The sequence below is a fragment of the Lacipirellula parvula genome (assembly GCF_009177095.1).
Taxonomy (GTDB): domain Bacteria; phylum Planctomycetota; class Planctomycetia; order Pirellulales; family Lacipirellulaceae; genus Lacipirellula; species Lacipirellula parvula.
The window spans coordinates 805,206-822,462 of record NZ_AP021861.1 but is presented as its reverse complement, the minus strand read 5'-3'; the positions used below and the strand labels follow the sequence as shown (position 1 = coordinate 822,462).

Genomic DNA, 17,257 nt, shown 5'->3' with positions numbered 1-17,257 from the left:
CCGCCCCGACCTGCCACGACACTGCGGACGAGTTCACGCTCAACCGCCCTGACCGAAGCATCCATGGAGGGAAGCAATGGTCTGGCTGCGTACACTTGCTCTCACGCTCATCGTTTCACTTGCCGGCGCCCAAGCGCTCGCCGAAACGGTGCTCATCGAATTCACCACGCAAAACTGCGGCCCCTGTGCGCGGATGCGTCCCGTGATCCAGCGCCTTGCCTCGGAAGGCTACGCCGTTCGCCAGGTCGATGCGACGAGCCAGCCGCAAGCCTGCGATCAATATCGCGTTGATCGGTTCCCGACGTTCCTCGTATTCGTCGACGGCAAGGAATACGCTCGGCTCGTCGGCGGCACAACGCACGAACAACTCGTGGAAATGATTCACAAGGCGACGGCGATCGCGGCGCAAACGCCCAGCACGCCGCTGCAGACGACGCAAGCGCCGGTGTCGCTCGTCGGCAATGCACCGGAAGCGGCCAACCCATTCGCCCAGACTCAGCAGCCGCAGCCGGGCCGCGTGACGACGCTTGGCAGCGCCACGTCGTCGCCGACGACGACAACAGTCGCCTCGCACGTCGCGAATCCCTTCGGCGCCCAAGCCGCCCCCGCAGCCAGCGCCCCGCAAGCGCCGCCAGGCATCGGCGGATCAGGGCCGCTCGTCAATTCGACGGTGCGGTTGACCATCGCCGACGCCGCCGGCCAAAGCACTGGCACCGGCACGGTCATCGACGCCCGCAGCGGCAAAGCGCTCGTCCTCACTTGCGGCCACCTGTTCCGCGAGTCGAAAGGGCAGGGCCCCGTACAAATCACGCTCTTCCGCGCGGGCCCCAACGGCGCTGAGCCGGCTGGTTCCGCTCAAGGGCAAGTGATCGACTTCGATCTCGACCGCGACCTCGCGCTCCTCGTATTTGAAACCAGCAACCTGCAAGTCGCGGTGACGCCAATCGCTCCGCGGCAAACGCAGCTCATGGCCGAAGCTCCCGTGACGAGCGTCGGCTGCGGCCATGGCGACAACCCGACTCCCTGGGAGAGCCGCATCACCGCGGTGAATCGCTACCAAGGCCACCCGAACGTCGAGGTCGCTCGCGCCCCCGAAGAAGGCCGCAGCGGCGGCGGGTTGTTCAACGCCGCGGGCCAACTGATCGGCGTTTGCTTCGCCGCCGACCCGCAAGGGAACGAAGGGCTCTACTCGTCGATCGAGTCGATTTATCAAAAGCTCGACGCTCTGCAACTGACCGCGACGCTGCAAACGCCGGCGACCCCCACCGGCCCAGCTCCAGTCGCTTCCCAACCTCCTGCCGCAGCGCCCGCGCCGATGGCCGTCGCTCCACAACTGGCGGCCGCGCCATCGCCAGCCCCGGCACCGTTCGAAGTCCGCGGCCAAAATGCCTCGGTCCCGCCAACCAGCGAGCCGAATGCTGCGAATCCATTTGCCTCTGCCGCACCGACGCAGTCCGCGGCAGTCGACGCCGGCAGCCTCTCGACCGACGAGCGGGCCGCGATCCAAGAGATGGGCCGCCGCGGCGGCGACTCGGAAGTGATCATGATCATCCGCCGCAAAGATGGCTCGGGGCAGAGCGAGATCCTCACGCTCGACTCCGCCTCGCCGGAGTTCATCCGCACCGTGCAGCAAAGTAAGCAGCCCTCGTCGGCTGCGAGCATCGCCACGCAACCCGGCAACTCGCTCCTCCGCTAGCCTCTTGAGAGAAATGCTCTGGCTCCCTCCCCCTTGAGGGGAGGGCGGGGGGAGGGGGTAGAACCCTGGTACCCGCTTCAACCACCCCTCCCTAACCCTCCCCCTCCAGGGGAGGGGACCTCAAGGTTTTATTTCCCGCGCGCTCCGGAGGTTGGCTACTAGGTAGTCTCCCCCGCCCGGGGCTAGAAGCGCAACACCGAACTGCGGTGCGATCTCGCCGGCACATTCGTCACAACCCAACCGGCGCCTCCACCAACCCTCCGCCGATCGGCCCGCTGCCGCCGGCCTGCCGGTGCATACTCCCGTGCGTGACTTACGATTACGACGCAGGGAGAGTTGCGGCAAACCTCCGCGCTGAAATCAGCGGGGCAGGCGCGCCATGCTCGACCTGTAGCAATGTTGGGACGAAGCGGTCGACACTGACCCTTACCGGCGCTGCTCACGCCGGAGGTCGCACCGGTCATGCTTGCATTCTTAATTGGCACCACCATCCTGAATCTGTTCCTCGGCTACGCGCTGGCGGTCTACCTCATGCGCGCGTCGCAGGACGCAGAGTACCGTCCGCAGCCACGCCCCGCCGATCGTTCGAGCACGAGTGAACAAGCATCCGGCCTGTTTGCCGACCCCACAACATCGTCGGCGAACTCCACCCAAACAGCGACCGACAACCAAGCCGCCACGACCGCGGCCGCAGGCGGGACCACGACTGAGCAAGCCGCCTCGGGTCAAACGCCAAGTGCCAGTACAGCAACCGCAACTGCCGGAGCCGCCTCGACCACCGCCACTGCAGGAACCGGCGAAGACGGCGTCGCCCGCGCGGACGGCTCAGAAGAGCTCGACCAACAGCTCCTCGCCGGCATCGCCGACTTCCGCAGCCAACTCGCGAAGCTCCGCTCCGAGACGGGCCAGCCCGAAGAAGGCAAACGCCGCCCCGTCGCCCGGAAGTAGAAACGACGCCTTCAGGCGGCGCATTCTAGCCCCGGGCTCCGCCCGGGGGTCGCCCGCCACTCCGAGCCACATCACCGCGCGCTGCATACAGCCACTGCAACTCGAAGCTGTGGCTTCCTTCCACCTGCAAAGAGATTGCGCCGGCTATCAGCCCCGAAGGGGCGACATGGTGTAGCCAGGGGCGCGAGCCCCTGGTTCGAAGCCTCCAGATGCCCAAAGCCCCGTGAGGGGCGACACAACTCCCCGCCGCGATGACGAACGGTGCCGCCCCTCACGGGGCTGAGCAAATTGTTCAGCCCGCAAACCAGGGGCTCGCGCCCCTGGCTACATTACTCGGCCCCTCCGGGGCCAATACAGCCAACAACCTATCCCACTACTGGATGCATCGTCCTGCGGCAGGGGGAAGGGGGAAGGGACCTCAGCGTTTCGTTTGGCAGGCATCTACTTCGCCAATTCAAAGATCGCCTCAATCTCCACCGACATCCCCGCCGGCAGCGACGCGGCGCCAACCGCACTGCGGGCAGCGATGCCGCACTCTTCGCCGAAGACGTCCCGCATCAGCTCGCTGAAGCCATTGATCACCGCCGGATGATCAACCAGCTCCGGCGTCGCCTGAACGAGCCCGAACGTCTTCACCAGCCGGGCAATCCGGTCGAGGCTGCCGCAATGCTTCTTCAACGACGCCAGAATGGCGAGCCCCGTTTGCCGCGCCGCCTGGTACCCCGCGGCCACGTCCATATCGGCGCCAATGCGGCCCTTGATCAGCGTCCCATCCGGCAACAGCGGCCCGTGGCCCGACAGATACAGCAGCCCATTGATCTCCACGATCGGCTTGTAGACGCCAATCGCCTTCGGAGCCGGCGGAAGTTCCAAATTCAACGCAGCAAAACGGGCTTCGAAGCTTTCCATGTTTAACTTACTCAGAGTGATGATTCAGTTTTGAACCGCCAAGGACGCCAAGAGCGCCAAGGGGAATGGCAAGAACATGTTGGAACCGCAGATGAACGCCGATGGACGCTAATAGGAATGACTCGGAACCAGAACCTCATCCGCGTTTATCCGCGTTCATCAGCGGTTCCATCCTGTATTTCCTTGGCGCTCTTGGCGTCCTTGGCGGTTAGTCTTTCTTGTCCTTGTAAACGCCCCGCGGATCAATCACCCGCTCGCCCACCACTTCCCATGCTCCTCCCGCCTCGCGGCGGAAGAAGCAGCTCTCAAACCCCTCGTGGCAAGCGGCGCCGGTCTGGTCGACTTTCAGCAGCACGGCGTCGCCGTCGCAGTCGATGAAAATCTCCCGCACCTGCTGCACGTGGCCGCTCTCTTCGCCCTTGCGCCACAGCCGATTGCGGCTGCGGCTGAAGTAGCAGGCCCGGCGAGTAGCGACCGTTTCGTCCCACGCCTCGCGGTTCATATGGGCGAGCATCAGCACCTTGCCGGTCGCGGCGTCTTGCACGACGGCGGTGATCAGCCCATCCGGCGACTTGAAGTTGGGTAGGGTAGTGGTCACGTGGGATCAGTCAGCTATCGAGGTTGAGGGAAACCGAGAGCTTCTTAGGGTGCCACTGGCGTGTCGCCAGTGCTGAAGCGGGTACTCGCTCAGCACATCACACTGGCGACACGCCAGTGGCACCCTATCGAAAAAAACTGTCGGCAGCCCCAGGATACCCGTCCCAACCGGCAGGCGTCTACGCACGGCTAGGCCATTCACCCTCGGCGCCGGTCGTCGTCGGCACGACCCGCGCCGCTGGCAACTTAGGCCCAACGCGAGCGTTCGCCGATCTGGTGGAGGCAGTTCCGCCAGCCGCCGATGGAAAAGAACAGGTCCTGCGGCCTCTCCCACGTTCGCCCCGACGGAGCCCTCCCTTGAACCAACCCGTCACGATTGTCCTGCCGGTCCACAACGCCGAGCGCACCCTCCGTTCCTCGTTGCTGGGGTTGATGGAGCTGGCCGAGACGACCGGCCGCCGGCTGCAGGTGGCGGTGGTGGACGATGGTTCGACCGACGCGACCTACGAAGTCGCCTGCGAACTGGCGAGCGAGTTCCCGCAGCTCCACGTGTTGCGGCAGCCCTACCAACGGGGTCTCGGTTCGGCGCTCGAGCAAGTCCGCTCGCGCCTCGGCGTCACCGACGTCGTCGCCCACAACGGGGTAGGGGAGATCGACCACCAAGAGCTGCTTGCCATCATCGGCGGCGCGCCGCAAGCGCGTCCCGCCGCCGCGGCCGTCGACAACCGCGGCACGCGCCGTACGGCTGCCTTGCCGGCGCTCAGCGCCCGCATTGCCGAGTCGCAACGCGCTGGCGGCGCCTTCCGCTGGCTGCGGATCGACGAACCCGCCGCCCCGCGCCGCATGCGTCCCGGCACGCCGGTCCTTGGCGCCGCGCTCGATGGTTTGATGCCAGCGATGAACTCGTTCGGCCTCCCTTCCGCAGGCCGGAAATAGCCCGCTTTTTCAGCCCTCGCGCGGGTGCCCTCCCGCGCCGCGAATTGTCCACAAGCTTTGTCGGACAACCGGAATTTCTTTTCGATCGTCCAACGAACAACGCCCGCCAGCGGTCAAAAAAATTGATCGCGTCATCCTCAACCACTTGCACTGAAGGCTGCTGCCATCAGTAGCGGGCGCTAGCGGGGGAGTGCGTCTTTCCGCCACTTGTTTCCCCCCAATAGCGGGCCTACGATAAGTGTGCATTGAAGAGAGCTGTGCCGGCCAGCTGGCTCTCTTCGCTCGACGGTCGCCAGGGCAAGAACCTTACTCGGCTGGTAGGTTTGGCGGCTGTCCCAACAGGCGTCTCGCATCGCACTGATTGCGGCGAGTCAGCATTCTATTCTTATGCCGACTTTTTGCTTCCTCGTTCCATACCCCTGCGGCGGCGTTGCGCTCGGATGCGCGTGGGCGTTGTCGCTCCGGTCGAACATGTGAAGCACCAGGACACCCCTTCTCGGAACCTCGCCGACTATTCTCGTCGGCGAGTGGAGGCGCCCCAGCGATGAGTACCGTGGAATACAACTTCAATCTTGGCGGTTTTCACTCTCCCGCCCCGTCGCCAGTCGTCCCCTCGACGACCGGAACGCGGCGACAACTCCACCGCATCTGCGACGTGCGGCAAGAACAAGGAGTCTCGATCCGCTCAGCCGCGCGGCGGTTGGGCATTTCCATGCAGGAAGTCCGCGAGCAGGAGAACCCTTGCCATGACCTGCCGCTGTCGCAGCTTTCGCGCTGGCAAGAAGTGCTCGAAGTGCCGCTCGCCGACTTGCTCGTCGACAGCTCCGGCCCGTTGTCGGAACCGGTGAACCAGCGAGCCAGAATGCTCCGGGTGATGAAGACCGTGAAAGCCATCTCCGAATCGGCCACCGAAGCGCCGGTGCAACGCCTCGCCGCGATGCTGATTACCCAATTGGTCGAGGTGATGCCAGAACTGAAAGAAGTCTCGGCCTGGCACACGGTCGGCCAACGCCGGACGCAAGACGAAATGGGCCGGATCATTGAACGGACGATCCCCGACAGCTTCTTCGGCGATTCGTCTTATTGACTGCGATGGCCGCCAAGGCGCGAGGTTTTCTTGGTTGGGACTCGTGCCTTGGCGGCGCCTTTTTCTTCAGCGCCAAGCGCCCCATAAAAGCCACCGGCTCTGCCGGTGGACGCAATATTGGTGGACTTAGCGAAAGCAGGGCGAACCGGCAGTTCGTCCACCGGCAAAGCCGGTGGCTTTCAGTCCGTTTCCCCTTCTCGCGGCCAATACCTCACTATCCCCCGCCGCCCAGCCGAATATAATCTCTGAAGTTCACCGGCTTTGGCCGCATATCGGGGGCGAACAGGTTTCGACCGGATAGGCGAAGCGTCGGCGGCGTGTCGTGGTTGATCAGTTGGCCACGTTAAAAGCTGATCACAATCTTCAATTGCTGAAGGTTCCTACGCTTTGGCTGCCTAGTTAAATAGGCATCCCGGACTAAGGACTGACGTCGGGTCGGTCCGGACGTCCGTCACCAATCCCGACTAGTCGCACGGCAAACGTTGGATACACGTGCGGCGAAATAAAGTTTCCGACTAGCGACCACGGAGCCCTGTCGACGAGGCGCCGTGCGAGCGAAATCAATTTCATCGACTACACACGTAGAAGTTGCCGTGGAGATATCTCGGGACGCGGGTTCGATTCCCGCCGCCTCCACTTGGACGAAGAGTCTCGTCCAGTCCACTTAGGGCCCGTCCAGACGCTCCGAAAGGGCCTCTGGACGGGCTTTTTCTTTTCACCATTCGCCAGCCACTTGCGACTCTAAGCATCGTTAACGCACAGCAAAGGAAGTGCGTCAGGTGCGCCCACGAGTGCGCCCGAAAATCTTGATGTTCCAATCTCGCTGCGCGCAATTCGGTTCGCTATCCTGAAAATCAGCGTCGGGCAATTGGTCGCCCGAGCCCCCTTGTAGGAGTTTCGAAAATGGCGAATTGGGATCGAAATCCCTGGTACGGTGCCGGGGAGACAAAGTGCAAGGTGACCCGCAAACAGTTCATGTGGAAAATTAAGCAGAGGCTGATTCGGGCGGGTGATGCACGCGGCGTTGAGGTGGATTGGAAGAACTTCAAAATCCGCTCCGCAGAAGGCGCCTGGGTCTCGTGGGATGACCACTACGCCGCGTACGCCGAAGCCCACATCAAGAGCGATGTATGGAAGCGACGGCGCGTGGAGCAGGAGCTGATCCATGCGATTTGGGGCACGGTTCATCCAGCGGCGCAGCGGCCTGGAGGCTACTCGCCGAAAGACCTGATGTATGGAGCCAAGTGGGAAGGAGGCGAGATGAAATAAAACTTCGATTTAGGCATTCGCCGATGAACGGCGAACAGCCTTCCTTTTAGCATAGGCGGATATCCGCCTCCTTGCTAAGCCAGGACCGTCCGTCGCCTGGATACCGACGCTCTGCTGCTCTTCATCAGCGCTGTCGGTTAGATCCTGAGGTATCCGTGTCCGATGGCCGTACAAGCAAGGCCGATCAAGCGATGCCGCATGCGGTAAGTACTCCGCTAGCGCGCATTGGGTGATTGGCTTTTTCTAAACGGTAATTATTCCATCGGACGCTTCTTACTGCAGAACTCCTCCCGCCTCCGTGGCGTGAGCATCTACTTCTGCGTTCGCAGCTCCGATTTCACTTCACGCGGCCCAGCCCACCTATGGCTGCGCCGCCGTTATCGGAGGCCTTGAAATGTCATTGAAACCAAAGCGAACCACACGGAAACCGCGACCCATCGCGGTCGCCAAAGAGGATGAATCAATGTCAATAAAAGAGGTTGCGAAACTACTGGGCTACTGCACTAAAACGATACGCTGGCGCGACGACGATCCTAATGACGATATGCCGAAATCAATATCGCCGCCAAATCGCAAGCGTCGGCACCGGCGCTATAGTCGGAAAGCCATGTATGAATATGCCGAAAGGGGTGGCGGTCGCTCCTGAAATACTTGTTGCGGAAAGTCCGCTAAATTCTGATGCCCCGGGGGATTATAAAAGGAGTGTAGAATCGCAATACCGGAATATAAGCTGATCGGGTCGCCGCGACGCTACGTCAACGGACGCGGCGTTCCGGCCAAGTTCTATACGCAGCGATTTCGGCTGCTGAACAGCTTGGATTCCCGCATTCGCAGCGTGTCTTTGAAGACGAAGGACGGCGCGGTGGCTCGCCGCCGCGCCGTCGCTTTCGTCGAAAGTCGAATTCAAGAGATTATCCAAGAGCGAGACCCGCACGCCCGTACTCTAGCATGCGGAGTTCATGCATCCCTGGGCGAATACGTTCAGGATCTTGTAGCGATCGGTAATACCCGTCGTCAGGCATGTCTTGTCCAACGGCGAATTGAACGCGTCCTAGCCGAGGCCAAGATTGCGGAGTACTCGCAACTTGACGCCGTTAAAGCAGTGAAGGCAATCGCCTCACTTCAGCAGAAGGGAGAATTCTCAACCACCACCACGGCCAACCGCTATCGCGAAGGCCTCCGCGCTTGGTCGCGCTGGATGAAACGCCACGGCCGCTGGCCAACGAATGTGCTGGAAGAGATGCCGAAATTCAAGGGCGATTCTAACAGCTCGCGTCGCCGTGCGATTCTGAGCGAGAGACAATTCAGTACGCTCCTTGAAGTGACGCGGAAGGCACGACCAGTTCGGAATCTCTCGGGTGAGTTGAGATTCTGGTTGTACCTTGTCGCATCACAAACGGGGCTGCGGGCACAGGAGCTTAACAGTCTTACGCCCGACAGCTTCCATCTCAAATCAGTGCCCCCCTTCGTTCAAATCGATTGCACAGTATCGAAAAGACGAACGTTGGACCGCATAGAACTGCGAGCTGACTTCGCATTACTCCTCGCTGCGTGGTTGCATGGCAAGCCTCGCCAAGAGCGTTTGTGGGGCGGCAGCCGTTCGTGGTGGTACAAGGCAGCGTCGATACTTAGAGAAGACTTGAAGGCATCCGGTATTCCATGTGAAGTAGAGACGCCGGATGGCGTGGCGCTAGTGGATTTCCATTCGTTCAGAGCGTTCAGGGTGACGCAGGCAGTTCTCTCGGGGGCTAACAGCCGCGTCGTGCTCGCTACTGTGCGGCTATCCAGTGAAGCATTGCTCGATCGCTACGCCAAGATCCCGCAGAGCGAGATTACGGCTTGCACGATGGCGATACCCTTGCCCAGCGTTCTTCAAGCGACTTCGGCCGGGTGAATCTCAATTTGGTTTAGTCCCAAATAGGTGAAGCATGTTGATTTTAGAAGCCATCGCCCGCGAGCTATCGAAATACTACGCGGTCGAATCAGCAAATTTCGCGGGTATTACAACAGTTGTGGCAAGCATTAAGTATCATCCGTCGCTGAGCGTACGTCTTGTCTGTAAAGACAATACGTTGGCTTTCCTGCCGCCTTGGCCTACCACCTGGCCCGGCCAATTGCATTTGACGCCCAAGATCTCGGTGGCCGATCCCGATGCTCTAGCGACGGTAGTGGAGGCAGTTCACGGAGCGTTATGGGTCCAATCGGAGCATGGCCCTCGCGTGTGGAGCCGCTACTGCAACGATTGATTGTTATTCGTTGATTTTGTGGCTAGAAGTTGTGATCCACACGCCAGGACTGAAAGATGCCGAGCCAGCCCAAAGTCGCCGTCTACGCCCGAGTCTCAACCGGCGAGCAATCCCCAGACGCCCAACTCAGGGATCTGCGCGAATACACTCAGAATCGTGGTTGGAAGCAAGTCATCGAGTACATCGACCTCGGCGAGAGTGGTGCTAAGGACTCACGTCCCGCCTGGAACGAGCTCTGGGAAGCGATCCGCCGTCGACGCGTAAACATCGTGGTGATTCCGGCCCTTGACCGCCTTGGCAGATCGTTGCCGCATTTGGTCAAAATCCTTTGTGCGATCAACGACTCCAATATCACGCTTATCAGCCTGCGGGAAGGCTTTGACATCAACACGCCAGTCGGCCGACTGCAGGCCAACCTGCTGGCGGTGCTCAGTGAGTATGAGCTGTCCCTTATCCGCGAACGGACCAAGGCCGGCATGCGTGCCGCCCGCGCCCGTGGCAGTCAGATCGGACCGCGGAAGAACTATCTCTGCCCTAAGAAGGCGACTGAGATGCTTGATCGTGGCGTTGGTCAGATCAAGATCGCCAAAGCCTTGGGAGTCGGAGTGGGCCGGCTCAACGCCTTCGTCCACGAACAGTACGTCCCGACCAAGCAGCGTCAAAAGCTCGCAAACGGCGTGGAGATGCTGACGCTCACCGACTGACCTCTGCATATCTAACCGGGGTTCACGCAAGAGCCGCTTGATGCCAGAAGACCGATGACGCTCCATTTCTCGCTACAGAATCCGCCATGGCTGCGAACTCTGAACCGCTGAAAGCCGCCTGGGAACGAGCACGAGTTTACGCCGCTGAACATGGCCTTTCCCTTCGTAAGGCTCGCTCCATCCTCGCTCAGCAACCGAAGACCGCCAAGCCAAAACGAACGACGAAGGCGGCAAAGGCAGGAGTTCCTCAAGAGCTCGCCGCGGCAGAAAAGCAGTTGCGAACCAAATACCCTCACGTCATCGCCGGGACGCTCGCTGCCCACGCCGATGGTCCGCACAAGGGGCGGCGAACAGTCGAGATTCAATGCCAGGCCGAAGGCTGCAAGAACCGGCGATTAGTTCACACTTCGGACGTTTTCCAAGTGACTCGATGCCCTGATTGTGCCAAAACGGCTCGAAGTCAGCGAAGATCAAAGTCCAACTCGAAGGGAACGACTTGAACCCGAAGCCCAACGTCGACCAACCTCCTGCCATCGATCTCGCCTGGAGCGAGTACGAAAACATTTCAATTTCAGCAGCCATGGCGGGGATCAAATACCCCGTGCTGCTCGACCCTCGCATTCGCACGCTGGTGGAACGGGAGATCGATCCTGTCGAGTTCGAACGAGCCCATCGTCAGGAGCCTTTGGGCATCTTCGTACTGATTGGGCTGCGATTCCTGCTCGACCGATTCCCCAGCATGACGAGATTTCGGTATTCGATCGGCCCGCCGCCAGAGGAAGCCAAAGTACCGGTGATCGCGACGTTTCACCACGACGAGCAGCGAGGCTACTTTCTCGCGTTAACGCTCGACGTTTACGGAACAGAGCTGAATGCCTGAGGCTCGTTACACGCGAGAAACCTTTGTCTCGGCAGAAGAGGCATTTGACAATATATAGGGTGCATTTTTCTACTATCGTCCATGGTTACCCCTACTATAGGTGGATAGATCGTTGCCCCCATATCCATTTGACGACGATCTCCTGTCGCTACGAGCTTGCGTCGGCCTGGTGCGACGCTTCCATCAACGCATCAAGGCCCCGATCGCCGCGACGCCCCAAACTCTAAAATGCGATCCGGCATCGGCCTTGGTGTTTAGCGAACGACTGATGGCGCTATCGAAGGAACTGGTGGGAGCTGCCAACGGTACGGAGGATGCTCTACTTAGTCGGGCGGCGATGGCGGTGGAGGAACTGGGGGAGTGGCTTGCAGCGAATGGCAAGCTAGATCTCCTTAAAACCGCCGACGCACTTGGAGACCGGTTTTACGTATTGCTTGGCGACGCTGTGGCCACCGGCATTCCACTCCCCGAAGTATTCGAGGCGGTGCATGAAAGCAATTGGTCAAAGCTGCCGCTCGTGACGACTGCATGTGGCAAAGCATTCAAGGGCCCCGACTTTAAGGCGCCCGATCTCGAATCACTTCTCGCTCACTACGCTGCGTTGAGGACAGGGGATCCAGACGTCAGCGAGCACGATCGTCTCGACTTTTAAGATATGCCGCCTTCCTTCTTCAAGCCGCCGACTGAGCGACCGCGTGATCCGCTAGATGAGAATCCCTGGGCCACGTCAACGTATCTTCAATACATCCATGGACTCGACGGCGAGATGCGCGAGATGTGCTTGCGTTGGGTGCAAGTCTGTCGATTCGCCCGACAATTGCCCGCTGAGTGGGAGTTCTTCGCGGGACGGTTCGCCAGTCTCGGCCTCGATCGACTCGGACTTGCCAACAGTAGCGTTCTAAAGCTGCTAGAGGCGGTTGCCGGATCGGGAGTGCGCATTCCCGAGACCGGGTGGAAGCTGCGAGTCGCTCGCCCTTGGTGCGCACTCATCGAACCGTCGGAGGACGTTGAACCAGTTCTACCGACTCATTGGCTCGAAGGCGTGGAGCTGCATGGCAAACCCGACAGCCTCTGGATTGGTCGACGGGCGCTGGAACAACCCCTTTGCCCGGCCCCGTTCGACAAAGTTGATGAAGCGGCCCTCGGTGCTAGTAAAAGGATTGAGGAGGTCGACTGGTCTGCGTACCAGCCACAACGCTATGGCTGGAAGAGTCGAGACGTTTCCCACTGGCCTAACTTCATGGAGGCGTATTCGTGATCGATCCCGATGTCGAGGCCGATTGGCTCCAAGATACGCTCACCGATGTGGCTCGACGGATGCGTCGGCCAGGAGCTAATGCAGCCGAGTTGGCAGAGTGCGCCACGGTCCTCGAATGGATTGTGGCTGATCTGCGGGGATTGGATTACAGCGGGGACTTGAAGCCCGTCAACTACGGCCGAAAGCGACGCGGGTGGATCGATGCGGCCGTTGCCGCCGGACTGATTCTCTTGCTTCGCCGACTCTTCACCGACGACAGCAACTCCAAATCGTGATCGTATCGACATCAACCTGGAGAGACGCCATGCAACGTCCCAAAGATCTCAGCCGCGACGAACTGGAACGCATCGTTAATGAGTTGCAGCAGGCCCTCTACCTCCGGTATGACGAGGAAGCCGATAAATTCCTCTGGGACCCAGCGAAGGAGTGGAGCGGGTTCGACGTCTGCGACGCGATGGGTCACGTCCTCACCGAACTTTCGATGGTTCCGGAAGAAATCAAGCCGTTCGAGTAGTGCGGCAAGTTGGTAACTATATGGATACAGTCACGGCGGAAGGGGCTGCTAGCCCCCTCCGCCGTTGACGTTGATGCCGTCAGTTCCGAGTTATTCGAGGGCGTCCTCGACCGTATCGAATGACTCTTCGGCGTCTTCGATGAACTCGATTTGCAACTGATTCAACAATTCTTCGCGCGGCATCTCGCTGTAGCCTCTGTGGCCGGACCAGAGAATGTCGCTGAGCCAAGCCTGTAAGTCCCTGGCCTTCTCTTCGTACAATCGTTCCACAAGCCGCTCGTGCAGGACGCCCGCCAATTCTAACTCTACAGAGTTAGGTTTGCCGTCGACTACTGGTTCGGCCTCAACACGATCTTCCGCCCAGGCAATGAAACCCTCTTGAGTCAGCGGGTGCGTCGCCGCCTCTTCGACCTCTTGCATCTCGACGAGGGCTGTGCCAGAGAAGGGCGATTCGAACGAGTAGGTAAGTCGCAGTTTGTTCTTCGACAGGACTTCTGAGTCGATGCGACCCTCAACGTTCAGTAGCACGGCATCGTGAAGGGTCGCGAGAAACTCCTTGGCAACATCGTGCGGACTCGCTGCGGCTGTGCGGAACTTGCCGTAAAGCTCTTTTCGCTGGCGTTTGGGATCGTTCGGCGCGAGGTAGCTCGTGTAATTGAATCGGCGCAATGGGCAGCTCCAGAGGGTTGAAGAGGAACTGCTTTTTCTAGCACGAACGGCTTTTCGAAAGTACTTCCTTAAATGCTCTAACCAAGTCCCTCGCAACAATTTCAACCGTCAAGTTGAATACACTTGTGAAATGCGCATAATCCGCTGCTGTTCCCGTTTTCAAACTTTCTAAAATCGGATTTCAGATAAATGTCACATAGGAGTTGGTGGAGAATCTTGTCGGACGAGCTGGAGCACGAGGGCTTTCGCGTATTGCCCCGCTGCACTCTCGATGGAAATGTCTTCGAAGTGTGGAAATGGTGGCCCGCCCCAGGCTGGGCAACTCTTACGATTATGTCGAACGAGATACAAATTGTCTGTAGCGGAGCCAATATCGGGCCACCATTTTGGGGCTACCCCAAACAGCAACGAAATTTGTCTCTGAGTGATACTCGTTGGCCAAAAATGTTGCGAGACATAGTAGCAGATTGGTTGAATGCGGTAAGCGAGTTGCCGCCGCATGAAGGTGCGGATTGGGAAGTTGTACTAGAGAACCTACGATCAAGTCCCAACTACAATATTGATGCAATGAGATGATAGAAGTATGACCCTATTCTCAAATGACCATTTGAGAATAACTCCGTCAGGAGGCGTCGGAATAGGTTCGGCGCCGCCGTTGAGGAATTGGCGTTGGACCACCCTTGAGAATAGCGTCCGCCTGCCGACCCTTTGGGAATATCCCATAACTTCATGCCGTCTCCGGCATTTCGGCCGACAGCGACTTCAGCGCTTCGCGGGGGTTTGCGTACTTGATCGCCGACATCGGCATGTCGTTGAGCTTGAAGGAGGTGTCGTAGGGTGAGAGCTCCGCTTCGGTTAGCCAGACTTTAGCGCAGTTGATCAGATCGTTCATCGACCCGGTGACGGATCTATTCAGCGACTTCGAGAAAATGACGCTCGCCGCCGACAGCGCCACCAACCGCAAGTAGAGAAACCCCAGTCCATCGTCCACCATCACGCCGCGAACGGATTCCAGGCCACGTTGGATCAATCGCCCCCCATCCGTCACGCCTCGACCATAGAAGACCGCCGAATAGAGCGAGGCGGTGTTCGTCAGGATGACGTACTGGGTTCGATCGGCGGTGAACAAATGCCCCGACCAATCAGCCAGCAGGTTCTGGTCGAGCGGCAGGACGTTCGTTGGCGTCTCGCCCACCCTCTTTGATAGCTTCTGCGAAAGTCGGATGACCATGGCTTCACCTCTGGCTTCTCGAATCGTCGTCCGTGGATTTAAGTAGGTCGGTTAGGCCGACGCCGAAAATAATTGGCGCCTAGAAGCGACAGGACGAGACATCTTCGTCGATGCCCTCCTTCACCTCTACCCGTCTCTCGTTCGGTCGACTAACGTTCGTGAGGAGTCGGCATTCCTCTATGGAATCTAACATCGCCCTCGTTGGCCCCATGGAATCCCGACGAATCAACTGCCTCCTCGGCAAACCTACCGTGGACGCCGGCCGTTAGTTGGATAACAGCCCGGCGACCCACCTCAAAGCAAGACGCATCCCAAACCAACTAACCGGCCCCGGCGGGCCACCTTTGTCTTGCTCACCCGCCGGGGTCGTGCTGTATACGGAGCAAGACAACGATGGGCCTCTCAGACAAACTACGTGAACTAAGCCAGGAACAACGACTTGATGAAGGTCCAACCGACTGGGGGCAACCCTTTGAAGAGAGCTTAGTCTCCGTCCTGATCGAAAAGCCCGATCTCTTCGCCAAAGCCACCCCATATCTCAGGCCGAATCTCTTCCAGTCAATGGCTTGCATGTTTGTCATGGCCCAAATTGCCACCGACTATGCGGAGCACGGCGTCGTACCCACCCGCTCGCTACTACGATCTCGCTTGTCGAAGCAACTAACTGTCGACGATCCCTACGAAGACATTCTCGGTTTGGTGGATAGGAAGCCTACCCCGCGAGAAGTTCCCTTCGTCGTTCAAGAGCTAGACCGCTTCGTCGGCAGTAGGATCCTTAATCGCCTCACTAGCGATGAGATGCTTGATCTCATGGCAGCCAACGACGCCGTATTCACCGCCGCTAAGGTCAGCGAAATCTATGCAGAGTACGACAGATTTCGCAACGGCGACATCCAAGATTCATTCTCGGCCTCTGAACTATTAACCAATTTCCCGGAACAACGGCCAGCAGTAGTCGACGGCTTCTTTCGAGAGGGCCAAATCGCCAACATCGTCAGCAGCAGCAAAGTAGGCAAGTCGTGGCTGATGTATGGATTAGCACTTTGCGTCGCCGGCGGCCATCCCTGGTTTGGCCATGCCACCCAACAAGGTCGCGTCTTATTGGTGGACAACGAGCTACAGCCCGAAGACCTCTCTTTTCGTCTTCGGAGCGTTTCGAAGGAATTGGGCGTGTCGTTAACGGGGCTCGACGTGTGGACGCTCCGCGACGCTCCGAAAAGCTTGAGCGAGCTGCGGCCACGACTGAAGGCCCTTGAACCAAAACAGTACAACCTCATCATCCTCGACGCCAAGTACAAGTTCGTCGAAGCCGACGCCAGCGAGAATGATAACGCCGACGAAGCTCGCTTCTACGCCATGCTGAGCGAAATCGCCGGTTCCACTAAAGCGGCCATCACCCTCGTCCATCATTCCACCAAAGGCGACCAGACCGAGAAGCGAGTCACGGACGTGGGATCAGGAGCTGGCGCCCAAAGCCGGGCAGCCGATTGCCACATCATCCTCCGCGACCACGAGGACGACGGAAAGGTCGTCCTCGATGCGGCCATCCGCTCATTCAAGCCCGTTCAGCCCCAGGTTCTCCACTTCCAGTACCCTCTCTGGAGATTGGATGAACAAGCAGATCCCGCGAGACTGGCCACTAAACAGGCTAAAGATCAACGCAATCGAGACCACGAGGGCTGTACTCAGATACTAGATCACCTGCGAGAATCTGGTAAAGCTACCGCCAGTAAACTCAGGGTTTTAGGGATTGGGAAAGACCGGCTAGTGAAGCTGCTAGGCCAGCTGGTAGCCGCTGAAATGATCACGGAGACTCCAGTCTTGGTCAGAGGAAATCCCACCTTTGAATATCAGATGAAGTCTGAGTAAACACCGGAGAGCCGGAATGGGTAACTGCCAGCAGCTACTCACTTCACTGCTCATTTAAATTCAAATGCCGATGATACCCTCAAGGAATATGTTGGCTGTTTACGTTGGCTGTTTAAAAACCTACAAACAACACTACACCGACAACGTATGTTGTATGTTGGCTGTGTCCCTAAAGGGGGGACACAGCCAACAATACAAAACAATTAGAAGTTACCCTGTCGGTAAGAGGGCGGCCAACATTAACAGCCAAGGTGGCTTGATCCCGACCTCCTGACTGATAATTACCTTGAATGTCTATCTGGACTGACATCTAAGACATCAACTCCTGCTGTGCTTCATCGGCTACTACATGCTGGATGTCTCTGACTGGTGATCATTACTGCTGTGGGTTCTGCTGGGATGATCCTAACCTGATGACGATGAAATTCGCGCCCTCGTTAATCG

Annotated in this window: 18 protein-coding genes and 1 other RNA gene; 15 read left to right on the top strand and 4 right to left on the bottom strand. The window is 59.0% G+C overall.

What is annotated here, in order from left to right; translation table 11 throughout:
* Positions 1-76: 76 nt before the first annotated feature.
* Positions 77-1,696, top strand: coding sequence for a trypsin-like peptidase domain-containing protein (locus PLANPX_RS03110; protein ID WP_152097314.1), 1,620 nt, complete (start codon positions 77-79; stop codon positions 1,694-1,696).
* 462 nt (positions 1,697-2,158) lie between these two features.
* Positions 2,159-2,644, top strand: coding sequence for a hypothetical protein (locus tag PLANPX_RS03105; protein WP_152097313.1), 486 nt, complete (start codon positions 2,159-2,161; stop codon positions 2,642-2,644).
* A gap of 441 nt (positions 2,645-3,085) precedes the next feature.
* On the opposite strand, the gene PLANPX_RS03100 is transcribed toward PLANPX_RS03105, so the two are convergent.
* Positions 3,086-3,553 (bottom strand): RidA family protein, encoded by a 468-nt coding sequence (locus PLANPX_RS03100; protein WP_152097312.1) that lies wholly within the window; start codon positions 3,551-3,553, stop codon positions 3,086-3,088.
* Between the two features lie 208 nt (positions 3,554-3,761).
* Positions 3,762-4,151 carry a phosphoribosyl-AMP cyclohydrolase gene (gene hisI, locus PLANPX_RS03095; protein ID WP_152097311.1) on the bottom strand — a complete coding sequence of 130 codons (390 nt, stop codon included), beginning with the start codon at positions 4,149-4,151 and terminating at the stop codon, positions 3,762-3,764.
* Between the two features lie 356 nt (positions 4,152-4,507).
* On the opposite strand from hisI, the gene PLANPX_RS27125 reads away from it, so the two are divergent.
* The 12 genes from PLANPX_RS27125 (at position 4,508) to PLANPX_RS03035 (ending at position 13,044) form a co-directional block, all read left to right on the top strand.
* Positions 4,508-5,086, top strand: a complete 579-nt coding sequence (locus PLANPX_RS27125) for a glycosyltransferase family 2 protein (RefSeq protein ID WP_172991826.1) — start codon at positions 4,508-4,510, stop codon at positions 5,084-5,086.
* Positions 5,087-5,630: 544 nt separating this feature from the next.
* A complete protein-coding gene (locus PLANPX_RS03085; RefSeq protein WP_152097309.1) occupies positions 5,631-6,173 on the top strand; it encodes a helix-turn-helix domain-containing protein in 543 nt (180 codons plus the stop codon).
* A 274-nt stretch (positions 6,174-6,447) separates the two neighbouring features.
* Positions 6,448-6,812, top strand: a transfer-messenger RNA (tmRNA) gene (gene ssrA, locus PLANPX_RS03080).
* A 264-nt stretch (positions 6,813-7,076) separates the two neighbouring features.
* Positions 7,077-7,442, top strand: a complete 366-nt coding sequence (locus PLANPX_RS03075; RefSeq protein WP_152097308.1) for a hypothetical protein — start codon at positions 7,077-7,079, stop codon at positions 7,440-7,442.
* Between the two features lie 814 nt (positions 7,443-8,256).
* Positions 8,257-9,336 carry a site-specific integrase gene (locus PLANPX_RS03070; protein ID WP_152097307.1) on the top strand — a complete coding sequence of 360 codons (1,080 nt, stop codon included), beginning with the start codon at positions 8,257-8,259 and terminating at the stop codon, positions 9,334-9,336.
* A gap of 34 nt (positions 9,337-9,370) precedes the next feature.
* A complete protein-coding gene (locus PLANPX_RS03065) occupies positions 9,371-9,688 on the top strand; it encodes a hypothetical protein (protein WP_152097306.1) in 318 nt (105 codons plus the stop codon).
* Positions 9,689-9,744: 56 nt separating this feature from the next.
* A complete protein-coding gene (locus PLANPX_RS03060) occupies positions 9,745-10,392 on the top strand; it encodes a recombinase family protein (protein WP_152097305.1) in 648 nt (215 codons plus the stop codon).
* Positions 10,393-10,888: 496 nt separating this feature from the next.
* A complete protein-coding gene (locus PLANPX_RS03055) occupies positions 10,889-11,272 on the top strand; it encodes a hypothetical protein (protein ID WP_152097304.1) in 384 nt (127 codons plus the stop codon).
* A gap of 112 nt (positions 11,273-11,384) precedes the next feature.
* Complete coding sequence (locus PLANPX_RS03050; protein ID WP_172991824.1) at positions 11,385-11,924, top strand: nucleoside triphosphate pyrophosphohydrolase family protein; 540 nt, start codon at positions 11,385-11,387, stop codon at positions 11,922-11,924.
* Between the two features lie 3 nt (positions 11,925-11,927).
* The gene (locus PLANPX_RS03045; protein WP_152097302.1) at positions 11,928-12,530 is read left to right on the top strand and encodes a hypothetical protein; all 603 of its coding nucleotides are present in this window, start codon (positions 11,928-11,930) and stop codon (positions 12,528-12,530) included.
* On the top strand, positions 12,527-12,805 hold the full coding sequence (locus tag PLANPX_RS03040; RefSeq protein ID WP_152097301.1) for a hypothetical protein: 279 nt from the start codon (positions 12,527-12,529) through the stop codon (positions 12,803-12,805). The genes PLANPX_RS03045 and PLANPX_RS03040 overlap by 4 nt, the downstream gene beginning before the upstream one ends.
* Positions 12,806-12,834: 29 nt before the next feature.
* On the top strand, positions 12,835-13,044 hold the full coding sequence (locus PLANPX_RS03035; RefSeq protein ID WP_152097300.1) for a hypothetical protein: 210 nt from the start codon (positions 12,835-12,837) through the stop codon (positions 13,042-13,044).
* 90 nt (positions 13,045-13,134) lie between these two features.
* Here PLANPX_RS03035 and PLANPX_RS03030 read toward each other — a convergent pair whose 3' ends face one another.
* Together PLANPX_RS03030 and PLANPX_RS03025 are read right to left on the bottom strand one after the other, a co-directional pair.
* Positions 13,135-13,713 (bottom strand): hypothetical protein, encoded by a 579-nt coding sequence (locus tag PLANPX_RS03030; protein ID WP_152097299.1) that lies wholly within the window; start codon positions 13,711-13,713, stop codon positions 13,135-13,137.
* Positions 13,714-14,440: 727 nt separating this feature from the next.
* Positions 14,441-14,944: a DUF6933 domain-containing protein gene (locus PLANPX_RS03025; RefSeq protein ID WP_152097298.1), complete on the bottom strand. Its 504-nt coding sequence runs from the start codon at positions 14,942-14,944 to the stop codon at positions 14,441-14,443.
* Between the two features lie 393 nt (positions 14,945-15,337).
* On the opposite strand from PLANPX_RS03025, the gene PLANPX_RS03020 reads away from it, so the two are divergent.
* Entirely contained in the window at positions 15,338-16,813 is a 1,476-nt protein-coding gene (locus tag PLANPX_RS03020) for an AAA family ATPase (RefSeq protein ID WP_152097297.1), read from the top strand.
* The last annotated feature ends 444 nt before the right edge of the window (positions 16,814-17,257 follow it).

What these genes read in the sequence shown, in the direction of transcription:
- PLANPX_RS03110 (WP_152097314.1), top strand. Translation starts at nt 77, where the DNA reads ATGGTCTGGCTGCGTACACTTGCTCTCACGCTCATCGTTTCACTTGCC.
- PLANPX_RS03105 (WP_152097313.1), top strand. Translation starts at nt 2,159, where the DNA reads ATGCTTGCATTCTTAATTGGCACCACCATCCTGAATCTGTTCCTCGGC.
- PLANPX_RS03100 (WP_152097312.1), bottom strand. Translation starts at nt 3,553, where the DNA reads ATGGAAAGCTTCGAAGCCCGTTTTGCTGCGTTGAATTTGGAACTTCCG.
- PLANPX_RS03085 (WP_152097309.1), top strand. Translation starts at nt 5,631, where the DNA reads ATGAGTACCGTGGAATACAACTTCAATCTTGGCGGTTTTCACTCTCCC.
- PLANPX_RS03075 (WP_152097308.1), top strand. Translation starts at nt 7,077, where the DNA reads ATGGCGAATTGGGATCGAAATCCCTGGTACGGTGCCGGGGAGACAAAG.
- PLANPX_RS03065 (WP_152097306.1), top strand. Translation starts at nt 9,371, where the DNA reads ATGTTGATTTTAGAAGCCATCGCCCGCGAGCTATCGAAATACTACGCG.
- PLANPX_RS03060 (WP_152097305.1), top strand. Translation starts at nt 9,745, where the DNA reads ATGCCGAGCCAGCCCAAAGTCGCCGTCTACGCCCGAGTCTCAACCGGC.
- PLANPX_RS03045 (WP_152097302.1), top strand. Translation starts at nt 11,928, where the DNA reads ATGCCGCCTTCCTTCTTCAAGCCGCCGACTGAGCGACCGCGTGATCCG.
- PLANPX_RS03035 (WP_152097300.1), top strand. Translation starts at nt 12,835, where the DNA reads ATGCAACGTCCCAAAGATCTCAGCCGCGACGAACTGGAACGCATCGTT.
- PLANPX_RS03025 (WP_152097298.1), bottom strand. Translation starts at nt 14,944, where the DNA reads ATGGTCATCCGACTTTCGCAGAAGCTATCAAAGAGGGTGGGCGAGACG.
- PLANPX_RS03020 (WP_152097297.1), top strand. Translation starts at nt 15,338, where the DNA reads ATGGGCCTCTCAGACAAACTACGTGAACTAAGCCAGGAACAACGACTT.